Below are 18,685 nucleotides of genomic sequence, written 5' to 3' on the forward strand. Positions count from 1 at the left end.
ACAAGCCGATCTGTGAGGTGGGAGTCTTACTGCCCGTAAATAGCAGGATAAGATGTTATACTTTCAATCTAACAACTATGATACAGAAGAATCACAAACAGCTCACAACTAAATTGTATCATAGGGCAAATTCATCATTTTATGCAATTTTACATATTGCACTATAAGGTAAATTGTATCTCTTGGTCATTTACATCATTATCCCTTACATCTGCTGTACTAATCCCGCTAAATGTTCTCACATTTAATCCAGTGTTCGATGATCCCGATCCATTATAAGCTTTCGTCTTTTCAATCGGTTGCACGTTATATTTATCCCCTAAATTAATCGTCCCATTGCAGTTTTCAATAATAACACCTTCAACAACTGCCGGCATATTGTCACCTACTTTCATTTCCTTACTTTCATTTTATGAAAATCGCCTATAAAAATAGCATGTTTCAATAAGAAAAAGCACTCAAAATGAGTGCTTTTTCTCTAAGCATGAATGGCAAGTTTGGAGACAGTTGACTTCTTCAAAATTTTATTAGGGGTAATATTTTGAAAAAGAAAGCCTTTCATATTTAACTTAACACCACTGGAATATATAGTAAATTGATAATATTTATACGGAAGATTGCTAATGTTTAGTATAGATAGTTTCCACTATGTTAACAGTAAAAACTCATCTCCACTAAACAACAAAAAGCGCCCTCAAAGAAGACACTTTTCATAAACAGACACTATAAAACAGAATTATTTATCCCGCATTAACGGGCAGTAAGACCCCCACCTCAAAATTCAGCGAAAGAAAAAAAGTTAGGTGGGGGATCAACTGCCTGTAAATGCCCGATTGGTTCAACTAATAATCAGCTGAGGATGAATCCCCCACTGATTAAAGTTTCACTTTATTGTTATACGATTGTTAGATACAAAAAGTAGAGGGAAATGCTTGTACAAAATTCTGCTTTATAAAGTCTGTCTACAACTTATATTTTAATCCTCTTCATTTGAAAATAAATATAATATGCACAATTACATACAAAAAAGAAAAGACACTCTACCGAGTGCCCCTTCAACCATTTTACTTTTAACATATCGCCTTACATACATTTTAACATATGTATCTATATAATTTATTGAGAAAATTCAAAATCCTTTTTCTTTCATTTTCACTTATGAAATCATGTAATATAAAAGATATGTCAAATTCTTATACAAGTTGAGGTGTACTATATTTATGCTGTATTTTGGAATTATTCCTCTTATATTGTTTATTATTTTTCTTATCTCTTATTTAAAAGATCCGCGAAAAATCATAAACGGCTTTTTATTTAATGCCTTTATCTGTTTTTTCCTTCTTTTTTGCGTAATCGCATCTTTGAACTCAGATAGTGCTGTCTTGCGTTACATTATATTTTTACCTTTTTTAGCCCTCCTCATTATGCTTCCTTTCGGTATTATCGCTTTAATGTTTGGATTATTTCTTAATGCAAGAATTTTAATGAAGCGAGAAGGAAGACGGTTCACTAACTGTTTAACGCTCCTTGCTGCATTAGGGATGTTATTCTTTATGTTACTCCCTATTATAAATCCAGCAAGTTTGGTCTCATCACATTTAGAGCCTATTTTTGCAGGTATTTCTCTTATAAGCGTATATTTCTTTATACACTTATCTAACTTTTTAAGTGCTTATTTTCTATACCAATTCAACAGACCAAGACGTAATCAAGATTTCATCATCGTTCTCGGTAGTGGCTTAATTAATGATAAAGTACCACCTTTACTTGCAAGCCGCATTAATAAAGCTATCGAATTTTATTGGAAACAAGCAGCTGTGAATACACCACCAACAATTATTTTCTCTGGTGGACAAGGTCCAGATGAAGGGCTTCCTGAAGCAGAAGCGATGCAAAATTATGCGGTTGAAAAAGGAATTCCTCTTGAACATACAGTGCAAGAAAATCGTTCTGTAAACACATATCAAAATATGTCGTTCTCTAAAGAAATTATGGATTCTTTAAAACCTGAAGGTAAGTATAGAAGTATTTTTACAACGAATAATTTCCACCTTTTCCGCGCTGGTATATATGCAAGACAAGCTGGCCTGAATAGCCAAGGAATTGGATCAAAAACCGCATTTTATTACTGGCCTAATGCAATGATTCGTGAATACGTTGCGATTGTCGTAATGGGACGTAAACGTCATATGAAGTTTTGCGGAGCTATTTTAGGATTCGCTTTATTCGTGTCAGTACTTAGCTTTATATTTTCTTAATAGCATCCCATCCTTTGAAAGGATGGGATTTCTTATACTCATTTCAAAAATATTTTAAAGATAATATGGCGATAATATTCCCTCCATACATCCATTAAAGGAGAATTTTTTCAAATTAAATGTTAAAATGAAATTTAGGTGTGAATGATGTAACAAACAAGAAACTAGTTTGAAACGAGGAAATTATATGGAGAAAACTATCAAAAACAAGCCCAATAAGCTAAAAATCGCTTCAAAAGCTTTGATGATTATTATTGGGGCATTTATTACAGCGTACGGATTAGAAGCTGTCTTAATTCCAAATAACGTATCCGACGGTGGTGTAACTGGTTTAAGTATCGTTAGTTCAAGATTATTTGGATTGCCATTAGGGGCTCTAATCGCAGTTATTAACATTCCTTTCGTTTGGTTAGGATATAAGCAAATCGGTAAAAGCTTTGCAATTTATTCCATTATCGGGATTGCTTCATTAGCAATAGGTACCGTTGTCATGCACGGAATACCAACTATTATTGAAGGCGATACATTATTAGTTACAGTTGTTGGTGGTATTATTATCGGTTTTGGTATGGGACTAGCATTACGTAACGGCGGAGCATTAGATGGAATCGATATGCTAGCTGTATTACTTTCTCGCAAGTTACCTTTTGGAACGAGTGACCTTATTTTATTCTTAAACATGTTCGTGTTTATTTTCGTATCAACAGTATTCGGTCTTCAAGGAGCTATTCTTTCGGCAATTGCTTACTTTATTGCTTCGAAAGTGATTCATATCGTTGAAGTTGGTTTAAGTGGTTCGAAAACATTTAAAATTATCACAAAAGAGCCTGAATTAATGGTAGAAACAATTCGCGATCGTTTAGGCCGAAGCGCAACGTATAACGAAGTATACGGTGGTTATTCAAGAGAGAAATTCAAAGAAATTTCTTGTGTAATTAACCGTTTAGAAGAAAGTAAAATGAAAGATCTTATTAATGAAATCGATCCAAATGCCTTTATTACAGTTTATGACGTAGCAGAAGTAAAAGGCGGTAATTTCAAGAAACGTGATATTCATTAATCGTTATGAAAAACGAGGCTGTGCCAACATTTTGGCACAGCCTCGTTTTATTATTAAGTTGCTATCGTTGTCAATTTTTGTCGGTAAGTCGATATATTCCAATAAGCGCTGATATATTTGGAGTTGTGGTCGATATATTCCAATAAGCGCTGATATATTTGGAGTTGCGGTCGATATATTCCAATAAGCGCTGATATATTTTTACTTTCCCCCCTTATGCCTAAATCGTACCACCTGAAAGGAATTAATTTCCACGACATAAAAAAGACCAAAAAGCAATTTACACTTTTCGGTCTCTATACTATCTTCTCTTCGTAATTTTCCCAGAACCACCGACCCTCGTTTTCGGAGGAGATGTATTCCTTGGCGGGGTTTTAATAGATGATTTCGGCTTCACATCTGATCCGCTTGAACCACCTGGTGTTTTTGTAATTTTCCCTTTGCTTCCGGTAGAAGGTGGAGGCGTCGTATTATTTCCTTTTTCAGTAATACTTCCCTTATCACCTACTGATGACTTCGAATCTACATTATCGCCTCGCTTAATGATAGATCCTTTCCCCTCCTTCGTAATTGGAGGCGGGGTTTTCTTTTCTTCTTTCGTAGGTGGCCTTTCCGGAATAACTGGTTTATGATTTTGTCTGTCATTATATCCTCGATAATCACCAGATGATGATTTTTTTGAACCGAATATATCGTTTAATATACTCCCCATAATATACCCTTGCAAGAAGGATGGTTGGTAATTTTGACGGACAAACTCTTTATTACTTATTTCAATTAACGTATCAGACGGTTTCTCTTTATCCTTTTGCAGATTATAAATCTTATCAGAATAAACGAGGAACATTTGATTTTCGTCTTCTTTAGATGCTTGCTTCGGTTCTCTTTCATTAATGAGTTCCTTTGCTACTTCAGGAACAGACCGATTGGCGGCCCTATACACGTAAGATTCTTGTTTACCTTCCTTTGCAACAGACTCGAGTGGATAACGGTCTTGAATCGACTTCGTCTGCCCGCCTTGACAGCCTGATAAGGCATAACCGGCAACAACAAGTAAAATAACGATAGCAAGTATAGGGATCACGAACGATTTAATCATGGTAAACAATCGGTTTGACATGATTACGCCCCCTTACGTTGCTCTTATAATTTGTACATCAGCAGGAATGATAGCTTCTCCCTCATACATCATTGTGCGACCATTTTGCCATTCAATACGTAATAATTTTCGGTTATCAGATTGAAATTCCCATACGTACTGTTCTTCTGAAGCAGCGAATGGTGTTTTCCCCATTACAACAACACGTCCGTTATATTGCTCTTCCATATGATACTCAGTATCATCCATTTCAATTGTCGTCGGGACTTCATCAATTGAATCTAAGCGACCATCAATTGGTGTATATAATTTGTAATACGTATTTTCACGATCTTCAATTTTCAAATAACGAATATCTTTTCCATCTTGCAGTGTTAAAACAATTTCCTTACGAGAATGCATGCTCGTTTTTCCAGTTAATTCGTACATAACTAATGAAACTTCAATCATATCGCCAGGAGCTAACGTTAAAAGACTCTTTTCCGGCTTCAGCGGCTCTGGACTTTTCATTATATTTTTAATTCGTTTAAATAAGCTCACAATCTACCCCTCCTTTTCTCTTTATAAACAAGCCCCTAAAATAAGTGCACCAACAATATGTAATGATCCAGCTAACATCGCATGCGCAACGCTGCCTTCTTTCGTACCTTCTTCTAAATCTAAACCAGACATTTTCTTTAGCACAAATTCAATAAACATTTCTACCACTAATAAAATAACGAAAGAAACTGCTGAAGCAAGTAGTGCTTGCCATAAGTCATTTGCTTTCGTTATTGATTGAGATAAAATGTAACCTTGTGCGAATAATTTCATGACAAAACGAGTTGTTACAGCTGTATTCCCATTTTTTATTTCTTTTAAATCATTGTATTTTGTAAAAATTGAATCAACCCACATAATTGCAAATAAAAGTACTGCACTCGCTCCAGTCCATACGAGCATGGCTACTACATTCATCCATGTCATTGCAAAACCTCCTCTAAATATAAAATGAAACTTTAATCAGTCGGGCGTTTTCCATCCCCTACTGATTATTAGCTCCCACCAACCTTCTTGCTTTCACGAAATGTTGAGGCGGGAGTCTCACTGCCGACAAATAGCGGGGAATAGAAAACCGACATGAATTTGTTTAGACATGTCGGTTCATTTGTCTCTATTCTATATTATTTCTCATACTGCTTCATAATACGAGCTAATTCATCGTCAACAGCAGAATTTTTGTTTAAGCTTGCGAATTCATCATCTAATGACTTTTCTTTTTTGTAAACTTCACCGCTTGCTTCTGCTTCAGCTTCTAATTGAAGAGCTTTCTCTTCCATACGGCTTAAACCAGCTTTTGCTGAATTTGAATCAAACCCAGACATCGCCTGATTAATATTCTTTTGTGCTTTCGCTGCATTTACACGTGCTACAAGTGTTTCACGTTTATTTTTCAGCTCTGTTAATTGCTTACGCATTTCTTCTAACTTTGCACGAAGATTATCAGCAGCTGCTTTATTTTGCTCATAGCTTGCTTTATACTCATTCATTTTTTGCTCTGCATTTTGTTTTTCTTCTAGTGCACGGCGCGCAAGATCTAAGTTACTAGCTTGAACAGCCATATGAGCTTGCTCTTCACGTTTTTTCACAAGTGCTTCTTGCTCTTCAAATAATATTTTGAACTTTTTCTCAAGTGCAATTTGAGCTGCTACACTCTTCTCAGCTTCTTGTACATCCGCTTGCATATCGCGTAAATATTGATCCGTCATCTTAACTGGATCTTCCGCTTTTTCAATCATTGAATACACATTCGACATTGTTAAATCTCTTAATCGTTTAAATACAGACATCCAAATTCCTCCTATGATATACCTCATATTTCAAATTCACTACTTGGAAAACTGAAAAATCTTCCTTTACAGTAAAGAATATTCATTTTACAGCCTATGTGTTTATTATAACAAAACTAATATGTCCTTACATGTTATTTCCAAAATATAGCCAATATAATATGACATTCCAGATATAATATTGTTTTCCTAATATATTCTCATTAAAACCCTCTAAAATTGACTTATTTTTATTTACTTTCACTAAATTACATTATTGTAATGTTACTGTAAGCTAACTCGATAGTTACGTTCCGATATTTCTTATACACTAATACCAGAAGCAACAAACAAGCTTCTCAAACTGTAAGAACTAATACAAAAACTGTATTTACTATAAAACATATGACAAGGAGAAATCATCATGAAAAAATTAGTAGGAATCGGATTAGCAGCAGCAATTTCATTCGGAGCATTATCAGGTTGTTCTTTATTAGGAGAAAAGGCAAACGGCTTTGTATTGTACGGATCAGAAGAGCAAGTAACACAAATTGCAGATAAAAACAAAAAAGAAGTGAAAGAAAAAGACTTCTATAAAATGAAACTTACAACGTTAGAAGATAAAAAAGTTCTTGTAATGGATAAAAAAACTGGTGAAGAATTAGTGAAGAAAGAGTTACTTAGCAAAGTGGATGCAAAAGACGACACGAAACCACTTGATAAATTACCAGCTGTAACAACAGAACAAGGTGTATTATTCTCAAAAAACAAAATTGAAAATGCTACAATTGATGGCGCGAAATTAAAATATGAAGGCAACACAATTATCGGAAGTGGCCGTGCATACGCAGATATGTTCGCGATTGTTGATGATGCAACTTACAACAATGTAAAAGGTGAAGAAAAATCGGTGGGTGTATTAAAATTTGATAAGGACCCGAGTAAAGAATTCCCTGGCAAAAATGGTGTAGAAACATCACAACTTGTAAAAATTAAAAAGTAAGAAAAAAGCTTTGCGAGATTCGCAAAGCTTTTTTTCTACTTGTGAGCAATTTGCTCCATATCCGGACTACAGGTTTGCGACTGGCATGACTTATTTAAAGAACATGCTGCGCATTTTCCTTTTTTACTTCGCTTTGCGAAATTAACTAACGTATATGCTGCATAGCCAAAAATGATAGCTCCAATTATAATATTGACCATCATCATACATCTCCTTTTAGAATCCGAGTAAAGATCCAACTTGGTATATAATAAGCGTTAATACATAAGCAACTACGAGCGGATAAACGACTGAGAAAATCGTCCATTTCGCTGATCCCGTTTCACGTTTAATAACAGCTACTGTCGCTAAGCATGGAACGTATAATAAAATAAAGAACATAAATGCATACGCTGATAATGCTGTATAATGTGCTCCCATTACGTTTCCAAGCACATCTTCTTTAACCGCATAAATAATCGCCATTGTAGAAACGACAACTTCTTTCGCTAAAAATCCTGTTAAAAGGGATGCTGCAGCTTGCCACGTTCCAAAGCCTAGCGGTGCAAATAGCGGTGCGATAAATCCACCAATCATCGCTAAGTAACTGTCTCCCATATCAACACCAAATCCTGATGGACCTGCATAATTTAATAGCCAAATGACAACCGAACCACCAAAGATGAATGTACCAGCTTTACGAACAAACCCTTTCCCTTTTTCCCATGTGCTAAGCCATAACGTTTTCGCTTGTGGCACGCGGTAAGGCGGTAGTTCAATGACGAAAATAGATTTTTCCGCTTTTAAAATAGTAAGAGACATTATTTTTGTAACTAATAACGCAAGGACAATCCCTGCAACGTATAAAGAGAACACAACAGTTGCCTGACTATGAGGGAAGAACACTCCCGCAAATAATGCATATACAGGTAAACGTGCTGAACAAGACATAAATGGTGTTACTAAAATTGTAAGTAAACGCTCTTTCTCCTGTTCAATCGTTCTCGCTGCCATAATACCTGGAACGTTACAGCCAAAACCGATAATCATCGGAATAAAAGCTTTACCGTTTAAGCCGAAGAACTCCATAATTCTATCCATTACAACTGCAATTCGCGCCATATATCCTGAGTCTTCTAATAATGAAATGAAAAAGAATAGTGCAAAGATTTGTGGAACGAATACTAACACAGCACCAACACCGGCAATAATACCTTCTGTAACGAGTGCTTGAATAAAATCAGAAGCTCCAATACTTGTAAGTCCAGCCGTCACCCAATCCGTAAGCTGCCCACCAAAAAACTCATCTAACATATCCGATAAAGGTGTACCAATCCAAGTAAACGTAACCTGAAAAATAAAAAACATAACTGCTAAAAAGATTGGAAGTCCTAAAATTTTATGTGTAATTAATCTATCAATTTTTTCTGAAAAAGGAATTTTCCCTTCTTTCTCATGCTTCATAACATTTGTTTTTAACTTTTCAATATACGCTTCACGAGTTTTGTAAATGTGCTCTTCTAACGTACAATCAAGTTTTCCTTCTAAGCGAGATCGAATGGCTATGAGTTCCTTATAAATTGGTAATGCTTTCATTTCTTTTTCTACTACTTCGTTATTGCTTAAAAATTGAAGTGCTAACCATCTCGGATGCTCATAATTTGCTGTCTCTAAAAGAGCTATTACTTCTCCGATTCCTTTATCCATTTGTACACCATATGAAATAAGGAATGGCTTTTTCTCGTTTTTGTCATTTTCTTTAAGAGTCGCAAGTAGTTCTTCACAGCCTTTTCCACTTCTTGCAACGACAGGAACGACTGTTACACCTAATAGTTCTGATAATCGTTTTACATCGATCACAATTCCTCTTTGCTTCGCCACATCAACCATATTTAAACCGATTGAAACTGGCTTGCCAAATTCGAGCAACTGCAACGTTAAATGCATATTTCGTTCAAACTGCGAGGAATCTACGATATTTAACATATGATTAAATTCTTCTGTTAATAGAAAGTTTGTTACAACACCTTCATCACGTGAAACTGGATTTAAATCATAAACGCCTGGTAAATCAATCAATGTGCCTTGCTTATCTTTTAATTTACCAACCTTCTTTTCTACTGTTACACCGCTCCAGTTTCCTACATATTCATAAGAACCAGTAAGTGCATTAAATAATGATGTCTTCCCTGTATTCGGATTCCCTAGCAAAGCTACCTTATTCACGCTAATTCCACCTTTATCATTTTCGCGTCACAATGACGAATACTAATTAACTGTCCACGACACTCCAATGTACAAGGACCTTTAAACATCGCTTTCTGTTTCAGGCGAAGTTCGCTTCCTTCCGCTAGACCGAAAGCAGCTAGTCTACGCTTTAATAGCTGATCTAAAGACTGAATGCTTTTTACTAACACTTTCTCTCCAATTTTAATATCTACTAAGCTCATAACCTTCCCCCTCAGAAGAGAATGATAATTATTTTCAAAAAAATTATACCACACCCAATTTCTCTTGTACTATACCCTTTTGCTTCATATTTATTAACATTTCGCTACAATTGTATTTCAATTATTGTCATGCTGTATTCATTTGCCATTCTCATCCATTTCGCTTACAATAAACAATAGCAAATAAAGAATCTCGTTATCACTGGGGGAGCCATGCCGCTGAGAGGGAACACTTCGTTCCGACCCTTCGAACCTGTTAGTTAATGCTAACGCAGGGATTGTGCAAACGTCCGAAATACATACCTCATTTTTATTTACGTATTTCGTATCCTCCTATGATATCTATTCTTTTTTGTACAACTTGGATTTAGGGGGAGACAACATGCGTAACACTAATTTACAAGCGATGATCGAATCTGCTATTCTTGCAGCCTTCGCCATGGTCATCGACATTTTACCATTATCAATTAAACTTCCAACAGGCGGTTCTATCTCATTCGCTATGATTCCTATTTTTATTATTGCTTACCGCTGGGGCTTTAAATCAGCTTTCTTAGGTGGTTTAGTTTGGGGACTATTACAAATTGTCGTAGGTGATGCCTACATTTTAACACCAGTTCAAGCATTCATTGAGTACTTCATTGCCTTTGCTTTTATCGGATTTGCCGGGTTATTCTATCGTCCAATTCAAAATGCACTTTTAGCATCTAATGCGAATGGCAACGAACAATCAAACTTAAGTAGCCATAAAAATAAACCTTCATCAAAACAAAACCAAGGAAAGAAAGTAATTGGATTCATTATCGTTGCTACATTTATCGGTAGTCTAGCTCGTTACTTCTGTCACTTTATTGCCGGTATTATTTTCTGGGGACAATATGCACCGAAAGGTCAATCAGCTGTGCTATATTCATTAATCGTAAATGGCAGCACAATGCTTGGTTCTTTTATTCTATGTACAGTTTTACTTATATTTTTATTTATCACTTCACCACGCTTATTCAAAAGCATCAATGCTTATCAAATAAATGCAAACAAAAAGGGCGCTTAACTAGCGCCCTTTTTTATATCAAAATTCTCAATGAGTAATATCAATAATAAATACAATAAATGCACAAAGAAAAATAAATACCATCACACCTAGTAAATTGCTATTCATGGCTAATCTACTCCTTACATAACCTCTTTTTCTAACAAGATTATATCTCTTAAAAATAAAGATTAGGTAAAGATAATATGAAAATAACTTAAAAAAAAGCGTAGCATGTATGATCTACGCTTTTTTCGGTAAGTAGAAGTAAAATAACACACCGTCTTCTGTATTCTTTACTCCATATTCAGCTTCGTGTAGTTCTAAAATATTCTTTGAAATGGCAAGCCCAAGCCCCGTTCCACCTTGTGAACGATGACGCGCTGCATCCACGCGATAAAAACGATCCCAAATTTTATCTAATTGCTCTTCTTCAATATGAGTACCTTTATTTTCAATACACACTTTTATACGATTTTTCTCATCTATTGTAGAAATAATAATATCCTCTTTATTCGGTGTATAACGTATGGCATTCGTAATGAAGTTCACGATGACTTGTTCAATCCGGCCTTGATTTGCGACTACTTCAAATGGACCTATGTTTTTATGAACACGAAGTTCTTTTTTCTCTATTTCTACAGAAAGGTGTTCACATATATCTTCAATTACTGTATCGATATAAAATGAATCCATTTTCATTTTATATGTACCTGACTCAAATTTAGCTAACTCAAGCATATCTAAAATTAACGTATCCATTTTATCTACTTCTCGTTCCATCGCTTGAAAATAGTACTCTTTTTTATGTTCAGCTACCCCATCCTTTAAAATAGAAATACAGCTTTTCATAATACTTAGCGGTGTTTTTAATTCATGCGAAACACCAGAAATGAATTCCTTCCGCGTCTTTTCTAGCTTTCTTTCCTTTTCAATATCTTGTTCTAGCTGTCCAATATGCGAATGGAGTTTATTCGATAGCGTATTAATATTTTTCGATAAATCACCAATTTCATCTTTTGAAGTAATTGGTATTTTTTCTGTGAAATCTAAATGCGCTATTTTTTTGGTCGTATCATTTATTTTTAATAACGGTTTTGCGATTTGTTTTGAGTAATAGAACGAAGCTAGAAATATAAGAACGACTACAAACGCAACAATGTAAATGTAATAATCTTGCACCATTTGCACAGCTTCATCTACAGGCTGTAAAGAAGCCATTGCATAAATATATGTTACCGATCCGTCTTTTTCTTTTATTGGTTTGATTAATAATTTATATTTTATATCATTTTTTTCATAGTCCATTGTTTGTGTTGCATATTGTATGTGTTTGTTTTCCTTTAGTAATAAATCAGCTTGAAATTCTTTTATGTTATCCAAGAATATACTATTTTTATAAATTGGATTCACAGGACCTTTTACATCTGGGAGCTGTACTTTTGTAACACGTCCTTCTATGTAAAAGCCTAATTCCTGAGCAGCTTCTTCCTGAACAGCTGGTTTCTTTTCCTTAACAAGTTGCTCCCCAGCTGCTCTCCTTTTCTCCTCATCTAATTTAATTTTCTCCTGAAACGCTTTTTCTAATGGCTTATTAGATCCATTTAAATTTTGCTTACTTAACGTGAAAGAGAATGGAATAAAACTATCTTCTTGTTTCATCCCAGAAACAGACATTATTTGTCCTAAAAACTGATCTGATGATTTATTATCAATCTCCTCTATATTGACGAGATTGTATAAGGGAATCTTGAATATTTGTTGTCCAAACTCCTTTTGTTTCCTACGGTCTATCGTTACCTCAAAATAAAAATCATCCACATGTTTTAAATTCCCATTCTGATCTAATGTCGTAATCCACGTATTATTTTCTCTAAAAAAGTCTTGCTCCAGTTTCTGAATTCCTTCTGCATTTCCTGCGTAATTTAAATAATTCTTTTCAAAGGAATTTAAATTCACTTTAATATCTTCTACTTTTCGATTCGCATAATATTGTTTGAAAAATATCGTTTGTCCAATAAATATCGTCGCTAAAATTAACATACATAATGCTGTTGTGAGAGTAAATAATTTTAGTACAATCCCTTTTCTCATACATTCCCCTCAAATTTATATCCAGTTCGTACTACAGTTGTAATGTACTTTGCTTTCTCTCCTAATTTATTTCGCAAATTACGAATATGGCTATTAACTGTTCGATCATCGCCAGCAAATTCGTATCCCCAAATTCTTGAAATTAATTGTTCCCTTGTTAGTACAATCCCTTGGTTTTTCATGAAATACACCAATATTTCAAACTCCGTATGCGTTAAACTAACATCTACCTCATCAACAGTAACAGTACGTGATGGAAAATGAACGTGGATACCATGAATTGATAACGTATCATCTTCATTCTCTAAAGGTTTCTTCGATGCTTTTCTACTTTCTAATAATCGTTTCGCTCTTGCTAATAAAATTGGTGGACTGTACGGCTTCGTCACATAGTCATCTGCTCCAAGTTCAAAACCAAGTAACGTATCATCTTCATCTACGCGCGCCGTCAACATAATAATAGGCACCTCGGACGTCTTCCGAATTCTTCGGCAAACAGACCATCCATCGAGTTCCGGCAACATAATATCTAAAATAACTAAATCAACCTCTTCTTCTTCAAATACAACTAAAGCTTCTTTCCCGTCCCTTGCTTCAAACACTACATATTGTTCACTTAAAAAATAGTCCTTTAATATTTCACGTAATATATCTTCATCTTCAACAATTAAAATGTTTTTTGACATAACGTATGTATCCCCCTCTCGCCTTCAGAAACTATAATTTTATTTTGAATAACTAGCAGTTAACTTCGCCTCGATAATATATCTATCCGGTGCATCTCCTATATAATCAAATGGGTAACAAGTTGTTAGTGTTAATAGTGATTCTTCTTTTTTTATAATAACAGTACGATCATCCGCATGGGTAATCCACGTCTTTTGAATTTCATATGTGTAAGTTTTATTATCATACTCTAAAATAAGAGTATCCTTTTCTTTCAACTCTCCTAAATCTGTAAATACAGTATCCCGATGCCCACTTAATACAGTATGTCCCCCTCCAGATGGCGTTGTCGTTAAATCGCTAACAAACATACCAACTCCTTTTTTGAGCGTTGCATCATTCGCTCCCCAATATATAGAAAACTTCTTCTTTATTTTCGGTATATTTAACATTGCTACTTTTTCTCCTTCTTTATGTTCTATTTGAGAAGAAGGCACTTGAGAAGTTACAGGTGTTTCATGAGAAAGTTGAGTATCTTGTATATTTTTAAGTTTCTTTATTTCTTCTGCCGTTAATTCTTGCGCAGAGCTTTTTCCTTTATACCATTCCACAGCGTAATATGATCCCATGAATAGCCCTATGGCCATCAATATGATACCGATATAATTGAGTAACTTCATGTTTCATCCCTCCATGCAAAAAATGGTAGGAATAACCTACCATTTTTAATATATGAAATTATCCCATTCTTTATAGGACAATATTTTATTTACGCCTTAACTTTATTACGACGATTCAAACCAAATAATGTACCTACCGCTACGAGACATGCGCTTAATCCCATCATTGCTACATTATTAGATGCTGTATTTGGTAATTTTTCACCTTTTACAATTGGCTTCGCTACTTCTTTTTTTGCCGCATCATTTTTTTGTTTTACTTGTGCCTCTTCTTTTTTCCTTACTTCATTCTTTTGTTGCTCTTTTATCGCAGCTTCTTTTTTAGCCATATCACTTTTCTCTTGTACTTGTGCCGCTTGCTTTTTCTCTTCTTCATTTTTTTGCTGCGCCTTAATTGCTTCTTCTTTTTTAGCTTTATCTTGTTGCACTTGCGCTGCTTCTTCCTTTGTTACTGTTCCAGTATCCGCACTTGCTACTGAAGAATATCCTACTGTTAAAAGTGCCATTGCACAGATTGGTAATAGTTTCTTTTTCATTTTATCTCTCTCCTCTTATACGTTTTACATCACTTCGCATCGGATGTATCACTAGAATAAACAAGAGATATAAATATAAGATGCAGATGAAATATATTTCATTTAAAGATTTCATTGTAAAAAATAAAAAAACATCGCAATATATACGATGTTTTTTTGGGTGCGTGTCTCAATATTTACATGTTACTTTCGCGTGTTTCAGAAGTAGAGCGGGCCGGAGCGATAACTAATTGTCTCGGCTCAGTTTTCTTGAAGTGATTTTTGACGTTACACTTACGACGTTGAACAACCCACGCTTTAATAGGATTTGTTAAAATAATCTTTTGCTCTTCGTTAGGGGCCTCTTCTTCCAATCTACAACTTTCGCTCCATTTACGCCATTTCATTGTAAATTGCGAAGAAGAATGATCGTCTTTACGATCAAACAAGTGCAAAAAATCCATTTCTCCAGCTAGCATTACGGTGTTACTAGTCGCTAAAAAAGAAAAGGTTGTCCAACGTTTCTCCATGCCCTCCTACTCCTTCTTCACATATAGAGTACCTAAAACTTAATTTACCTAAAATATGCTTGCCTTTTACCTTACACCCTTAGTTTATCCAAAATACTATTATGCAACTATCGATTTGTCTTACAACTACCTTACAGTTTTGTAAGAAACGAAAAAACCTTCACTATATATACGTGAAGGTTTCTTAATTCTTATCTATATGATTTTTCATATTATCAAGTCCAGCTTCTTTGAGCTGTGATATCATACCGTGGGAAATTGCGCCTAATACTAAAGTCATTCCAATTAGTGAAATGCGAATTGCAGGTACATCAATTATGTAAGCCAACATACCAAGAACAATTGTTAAAAGCAATGCTTTTATAAATGTTACACTTGTATACTGTTTCTTTTTCATCATAATCACCCTTTGTGGAAGCGTTTTCTTAATGTAATCAGTATATCATATCATCTGACTATTTTGTGGGGATTTTTGTAAAAACCTTATGTCTTCTTTGACTTTTTTCTTTCTATCCTTTACAGTCGAAATGTTCACAAGTTTTACACTGTAGGAGGATTCAAATGAAAATTGAAATAAAAGACACTTTAATTTCTGAAGAACAATTACAAGCAAAAGTAAAAGAACTAGCACTTCAAATCGAGCGTGACTTTGAAGGAGAAGAAATCGTAGTTATCGCCGTATTAAAAGGTTCATTCGTATTTGCTGCTGATTTAATTCGTCACATTAAAAACGAAGTAACAATCGACTTTATCTCTGCATCTAGCTACGGAAATCAAACAGAAACAACTGGAAAAGTAAAACTATTAAAAGATATCGATGTAAACATTACTGGAAAAAACGTAATTGTCGTAGAAGACATTATCGATTCTGGTTTAACACTTCACTTCTTAAAAGATCACTTCTTCATGCACAAACCAAAAGCATTGAAATTCTGTACGTTACTTGATAAACCTGAACGCCGTAAAGTGGACTTAAAAGCTGAATATGTTGGCTTCCAAATTCCAGACGAATTTATCGTTGGCTACGGCATCGACTGCGCAGAAAAATATCGTAACTTACCATTTATCGCTTCAGTTGTAACGGAGTAATATAATAAAATAAAGTGAAACTTTAATCAGTGGTTTTTTTCTCCCACTGATTATTAGCCTTCACCAATCGGGCTTTTACGGGCAGTTAATCTCCCACCTGACTTCCTCGTATTCGGCGAAATTTGAGGTGGGAGTCTTACTGCCCGTTAAGCGGGGTAAACTTCCATCAATTACTGATGGAAGTTTATTTTCTATCACAATTCGTAAAAGACAAAGGGAGAGAATAAAAATGACAAAGACAAAATTTGAAAAGGTACTCCTCATCGTAAATCCAAAAGCTGGACAAGGCGACTTACATACAAATTTGGCGAAAATCGTACCACCTCTTGCGGCAAATTTTCCTGACTTACGTATCCTTCATACGAAAAAACAAGGCGATGCAACAAAATATTGTCAGGAGTTTGCTAGTAAAGTAGATTTAATTATCGTCTTTGGCGGTGACGGAACTGTATTTGAATGCACAAACGGCTTAGCCCCTCTTGAAACTAGACCTACACTTGCAATTATTCCAGGCGGAACTTGCAACGACTTCTCGCGCACACTTGGTGTTCCACAAAACATTGCAGAAGCGGCAAAACTTATCACAAAGGAACACGTAAAACCAGTTGACGTTGCAAAAGCAAATGGACAACATTTCTTAAACTTCTGGGGCATTGGTCTCGTATCTGAAGTATCAAATAATATCGATGCAGAAGAAAAAGCAAAGCTTGGAAAAATCGGCTACTACTTAAGCACAATTCGAACTGTAAAAAATGCTGAAACATTCCCAGTAAAAATCACTTATGACGGACAAGTATATGAAGACGAAGCTGTCCTTGTTATGGTTGGAAACGGTGAATATCTTGGTGGTATTCCTTCCTTTATTCCGAACGTAAAATGTGATGACGGTACACTTGATATTTTCGTAGTCAAGTCAACAGGCATTCAAGCGTTTAAAGATTATATCGGAAAGAAACTATTTGAAGACTCAAATGAAAATGATATTTTCCATGTAAAGGCGAAATCCATTCATATTGAAACAAAAGAAGAAAAAGAAGTAGATACAGATGGCGAAAGTTCGCTTCATACACCGTGTCATATTGAATTGTTACAAGGACACTTTACGATGATTTATAATCCTGCGGTTGTATAAGAAAAAACGAGTGCTATCACTCGTTTTTTCTCTTCTAATCTAGTTATGTTGTTGAATCATTTCTTGTATTTCTTTAACTCTCTCCAAAGTAATTCCATTTCTTTGTTCGATCGCTAAAGGATGCTCGGTTGGCTCTAATTCAACATACGGCGCCATTCCTACTTCTCTTATATGTACATTTGTTTTTAAATTTAGTGTTTCTGGATAAACTGGTATTTCTACAGATAACCAACCAAAGTAAGGATCACTATTTTCTCGGCCTCTTTCATCCCACTTCTCTAATACTTCATCATAACTTTCTTTACTAAGTGATGCCCACACAGTCCAAATGAAATTTTCGTGATAATCAATTATAGGAATCTCTAAACATCCTCTAATAAAATAATGTTCATCATCCATTACACAAAGATCTGATGTTAAATGGAACCGTCCCTCTCTTTCATGAGGCGCCACCTCGTAATAATATGGCGCTTCACTTCCGTAGCATAAAGGAAGTTTAAAACGATTCATCTGTACTTTTTCTCCGGATTTTCTTCTTCTTTTCATTTGTTATTCTTTCTCCTATCCTTTTCAGTCACAATCAAATTCTACCCAATTTTTCCAATGCGTATTAGCATTTTTATTCACAATAACACTTGAATCTTTCTTCTCTATTGCAGCGGCTACTGATTGGAAGAATTCATTTTCACTTACTTTTTCTTCTTCAACATGTTTCCATTCTTCCGTTTCATAGGCTACTTGCCAGTCGCCTTCTAAACCAAACTCTTCTAAAATTTCTTCTTTATCCCACCATAATAATTCTTTAGCTTCATCATTAGTAGCAAGCATACGCATGAAGTATGTTGGATACTGCTCTGTCGTTTGTACTTCTATTCCATTATTCGCATAATCTTCTTCTGTAAATTGATATTCAAAATGATGCTCACGAATCTTTAAACTGCCGTTATAAATATCCAGTATAAATTCACCTTCATCATCAAACAACTCATAATCGCCATCATTTAATTGCAAAATGCCATCATCACCCATTGAATGAGTAATACTATCTCCATATACTTGAATATCATTAAATACACCTAATGAACCTGTACCAACAAATTGAAACACCATTAACCAATCCTGATTCTCTTTAAAGAAAAGAGAGAATTTCACTTGTGAAATATCCATATTTTCATTATCTAAGATAGGAAATTCATACTTACTTTGCTTTCTATCTAATAACCTTAAAATATCTTTTTGCACATTTATCACCTTTTCATTAATATTATCTAACATTTACCGTGCTCTCATGC

At 34.9% G+C, this 18,685-nt stretch carries 22 protein-coding genes and 1 riboswitch; of the genes, 6 read left to right on the forward strand and 16 right to left on the reverse strand.

Going from position 1 to position 18,685, the window contains the following annotated elements; translation table 11 throughout:
• Window positions 1-161: 161 nt before the first annotated feature.
• Window positions 162-395, reverse strand: a complete 234-nt coding sequence (locus tag JDS98_RS10790; RefSeq protein WP_002039815.1) for a spore germination protein — start codon at window positions 393-395, stop codon at window positions 162-164.
• A gap of 825 nt (window positions 396-1,220) precedes the next feature.
• On the opposite strand from JDS98_RS10790, the gene JDS98_RS10795 reads away from it, so the two are divergent.
• Both JDS98_RS10795 and JDS98_RS10800 read left to right on the forward strand, forming a co-directional pair.
• Window positions 1,221-2,258 (forward strand): YdcF family protein, encoded by a 1,038-nt coding sequence (locus tag JDS98_RS10795; protein ID WP_087970512.1) that lies wholly within the window; start codon window positions 1,221-1,223, stop codon window positions 2,256-2,258.
• A 187-nt stretch (window positions 2,259-2,445) separates the two neighbouring features.
• Window positions 2,446-3,318, forward strand: coding sequence for a YitT family protein (locus JDS98_RS10800; RefSeq protein ID WP_000415908.1), 873 nt, complete (start codon window positions 2,446-2,448; stop codon window positions 3,316-3,318).
• A 301-nt stretch (window positions 3,319-3,619) separates the two neighbouring features.
• Here JDS98_RS10800 and JDS98_RS10805 read toward each other — a convergent pair whose 3' ends face one another.
• The 4 genes from JDS98_RS10805 to JDS98_RS10820 all read right to left on the reverse strand — a co-directional run bounded on the left by JDS98_RS10805 (window position 3,620) and on the right by JDS98_RS10820 (window position 6,246).
• On the reverse strand, window positions 3,620-4,438 hold the full coding sequence (locus JDS98_RS10805; protein WP_000071184.1) for a DUF4247 domain-containing protein: 819 nt from the start codon (window positions 4,436-4,438) through the stop codon (window positions 3,620-3,622).
• Window positions 4,439-4,450: 12 nt separating this feature from the next.
• Window positions 4,451-4,957 carry a DUF4178 domain-containing protein gene (locus tag JDS98_RS10810; protein ID WP_000051741.1) on the reverse strand — a complete coding sequence of 169 codons (507 nt, stop codon included), beginning with the start codon at window positions 4,955-4,957 and terminating at the stop codon, window positions 4,451-4,453.
• A 21-nt stretch (window positions 4,958-4,978) separates the two neighbouring features.
• Window positions 4,979-5,383: a DUF350 domain-containing protein gene (locus JDS98_RS10815; RefSeq protein WP_000220091.1), complete on the reverse strand. Its 405-nt coding sequence runs from the start codon at window positions 5,381-5,383 to the stop codon at window positions 4,979-4,981.
• A 197-nt stretch (window positions 5,384-5,580) separates the two neighbouring features.
• Window positions 5,581-6,246, reverse strand: coding sequence for a PspA/IM30 family protein (locus tag JDS98_RS10820; protein ID WP_000110297.1), 666 nt, complete (start codon window positions 6,244-6,246; stop codon window positions 5,581-5,583).
• A gap of 403 nt (window positions 6,247-6,649) precedes the next feature.
• Between JDS98_RS10820 and JDS98_RS10825 the strand changes: the two genes are divergently transcribed.
• Complete coding sequence (locus JDS98_RS10825; RefSeq protein ID WP_087970511.1) at window positions 6,650-7,228, forward strand: lipoprotein BA_5634 family protein; 579 nt, start codon at window positions 6,650-6,652, stop codon at window positions 7,226-7,228.
• Window positions 7,229-7,263: 35 nt separating this feature from the next.
• On the opposite strand, the gene JDS98_RS10830 is transcribed toward JDS98_RS10825, so the two are convergent.
• The 3 genes from JDS98_RS10830 to JDS98_RS10840 are packed head-to-tail and all read right to left on the reverse strand — an operon-like array spanning window position 7,264 to window position 9,657.
• Window positions 7,264-7,431 (reverse strand): FeoB-associated Cys-rich membrane protein, encoded by a 168-nt coding sequence (locus JDS98_RS10830; RefSeq protein ID WP_000989587.1) that lies wholly within the window; start codon window positions 7,429-7,431, stop codon window positions 7,264-7,266.
• Between the two features lie 13 nt (window positions 7,432-7,444).
• The gene (gene feoB / locus JDS98_RS10835; RefSeq protein ID WP_199633882.1) at window positions 7,445-9,433 is read right to left on the reverse strand and encodes a ferrous iron transport protein B; all 1,989 of its coding nucleotides are present in this window, start codon (window positions 9,431-9,433) and stop codon (window positions 7,445-7,447) included.
• Complete coding sequence (locus tag JDS98_RS10840) at window positions 9,430-9,657, reverse strand: FeoA family protein (RefSeq protein WP_000060512.1); 228 nt, start codon at window positions 9,655-9,657, stop codon at window positions 9,430-9,432. The genes feoB and JDS98_RS10840 overlap by 4 nt, the downstream gene beginning before the upstream one ends.
• A gap of 194 nt (window positions 9,658-9,851) precedes the next feature.
• Window positions 9,852-9,953: riboswitch (TPP riboswitch) on the forward strand.
• Between the two features lie 86 nt (window positions 9,954-10,039).
• Here JDS98_RS10840 and thiT point away from each other — a divergent pair.
• On the forward strand, window positions 10,040-10,708 hold the full coding sequence (thiT, locus tag JDS98_RS10845; protein ID WP_097957392.1) for an energy-coupled thiamine transporter ThiT: 669 nt from the start codon (window positions 10,040-10,042) through the stop codon (window positions 10,706-10,708).
• 222 nt (window positions 10,709-10,930) lie between these two features.
• On the opposite strand, the gene JDS98_RS10850 is transcribed toward thiT, so the two are convergent.
• The 6 genes from JDS98_RS10850 to JDS98_RS10875 form a co-directional block, all read right to left on the reverse strand.
• Complete coding sequence (locus JDS98_RS10850) at window positions 10,931-12,781, reverse strand: sensor histidine kinase (protein ID WP_098911440.1); 1,851 nt, start codon at window positions 12,779-12,781, stop codon at window positions 10,931-10,933.
• On the reverse strand, window positions 12,778-13,467 hold the full coding sequence (locus tag JDS98_RS10855; RefSeq protein ID WP_000041849.1) for a response regulator transcription factor: 690 nt from the start codon (window positions 13,465-13,467) through the stop codon (window positions 12,778-12,780). Before JDS98_RS10855 ends, JDS98_RS10850 begins: the two co-directional genes overlap by 4 nt.
• A 39-nt stretch (window positions 13,468-13,506) precedes the next feature.
• Complete coding sequence (locus JDS98_RS10860) at window positions 13,507-14,127, reverse strand: class D sortase (protein ID WP_199633883.1); 621 nt, start codon at window positions 14,125-14,127, stop codon at window positions 13,507-13,509.
• Between the two features lie 89 nt (window positions 14,128-14,216).
• A complete protein-coding gene (locus tag JDS98_RS10865; RefSeq protein ID WP_098911441.1) occupies window positions 14,217-14,663 on the reverse strand; it encodes an LPXTG cell wall anchor domain-containing protein in 447 nt (148 codons plus the stop codon).
• 176 nt (window positions 14,664-14,839) lie between these two features.
• Window positions 14,840-15,172, reverse strand: a complete 333-nt coding sequence (locus JDS98_RS10870; protein WP_000415608.1) for a hypothetical protein — start codon at window positions 15,170-15,172, stop codon at window positions 14,840-14,842.
• Between the two features lie 184 nt (window positions 15,173-15,356).
• Window positions 15,357-15,572, reverse strand: coding sequence for a hypothetical protein (locus JDS98_RS10875; RefSeq protein WP_002039823.1), 216 nt, complete (start codon window positions 15,570-15,572; stop codon window positions 15,357-15,359).
• A gap of 161 nt (window positions 15,573-15,733) precedes the next feature.
• Between JDS98_RS10875 and hpt the strand changes: the two genes are divergently transcribed.
• Together hpt and JDS98_RS10885 are read left to right on the forward strand one after the other, a co-directional pair.
• Entirely contained in the window at window positions 15,734-16,261 is a 528-nt protein-coding gene (hpt, locus tag JDS98_RS10880; protein ID WP_000687583.1) for a hypoxanthine phosphoribosyltransferase, read from the forward strand.
• A gap of 229 nt (window positions 16,262-16,490) precedes the next feature.
• The gene (locus JDS98_RS10885; RefSeq protein ID WP_087970505.1) at window positions 16,491-17,393 is read left to right on the forward strand and encodes a diacylglycerol/lipid kinase family protein; all 903 of its coding nucleotides are present in this window, start codon (window positions 16,491-16,493) and stop codon (window positions 17,391-17,393) included.
• A 39-nt stretch (window positions 17,394-17,432) separates the two neighbouring features.
• Here the strand turns inward: JDS98_RS10885 and JDS98_RS10890 are convergent, their stop codons facing one another.
• On the reverse strand, window positions 17,433-17,939 hold the full coding sequence (locus JDS98_RS10890; RefSeq protein WP_199633884.1) for a DUF2199 domain-containing protein: 507 nt from the start codon (window positions 17,937-17,939) through the stop codon (window positions 17,433-17,435).
• Between the two features lie 24 nt (window positions 17,940-17,963).
• The gene (locus JDS98_RS10895; RefSeq protein ID WP_142345855.1) at window positions 17,964-18,668 is read right to left on the reverse strand and encodes a DUF7003 family protein; all 705 of its coding nucleotides are present in this window, start codon (window positions 18,666-18,668) and stop codon (window positions 17,964-17,966) included.
• Window positions 18,669-18,685 lie beyond the last annotated feature (17 nt).

This window comes from Bacillus cereus group sp. N11, from assembly GCF_016483605.1.
In the GTDB taxonomy this organism is placed as follows: domain Bacteria; phylum Bacillota; class Bacilli; order Bacillales; family Bacillaceae_G; genus Bacillus_A; species Bacillus_A toyonensis.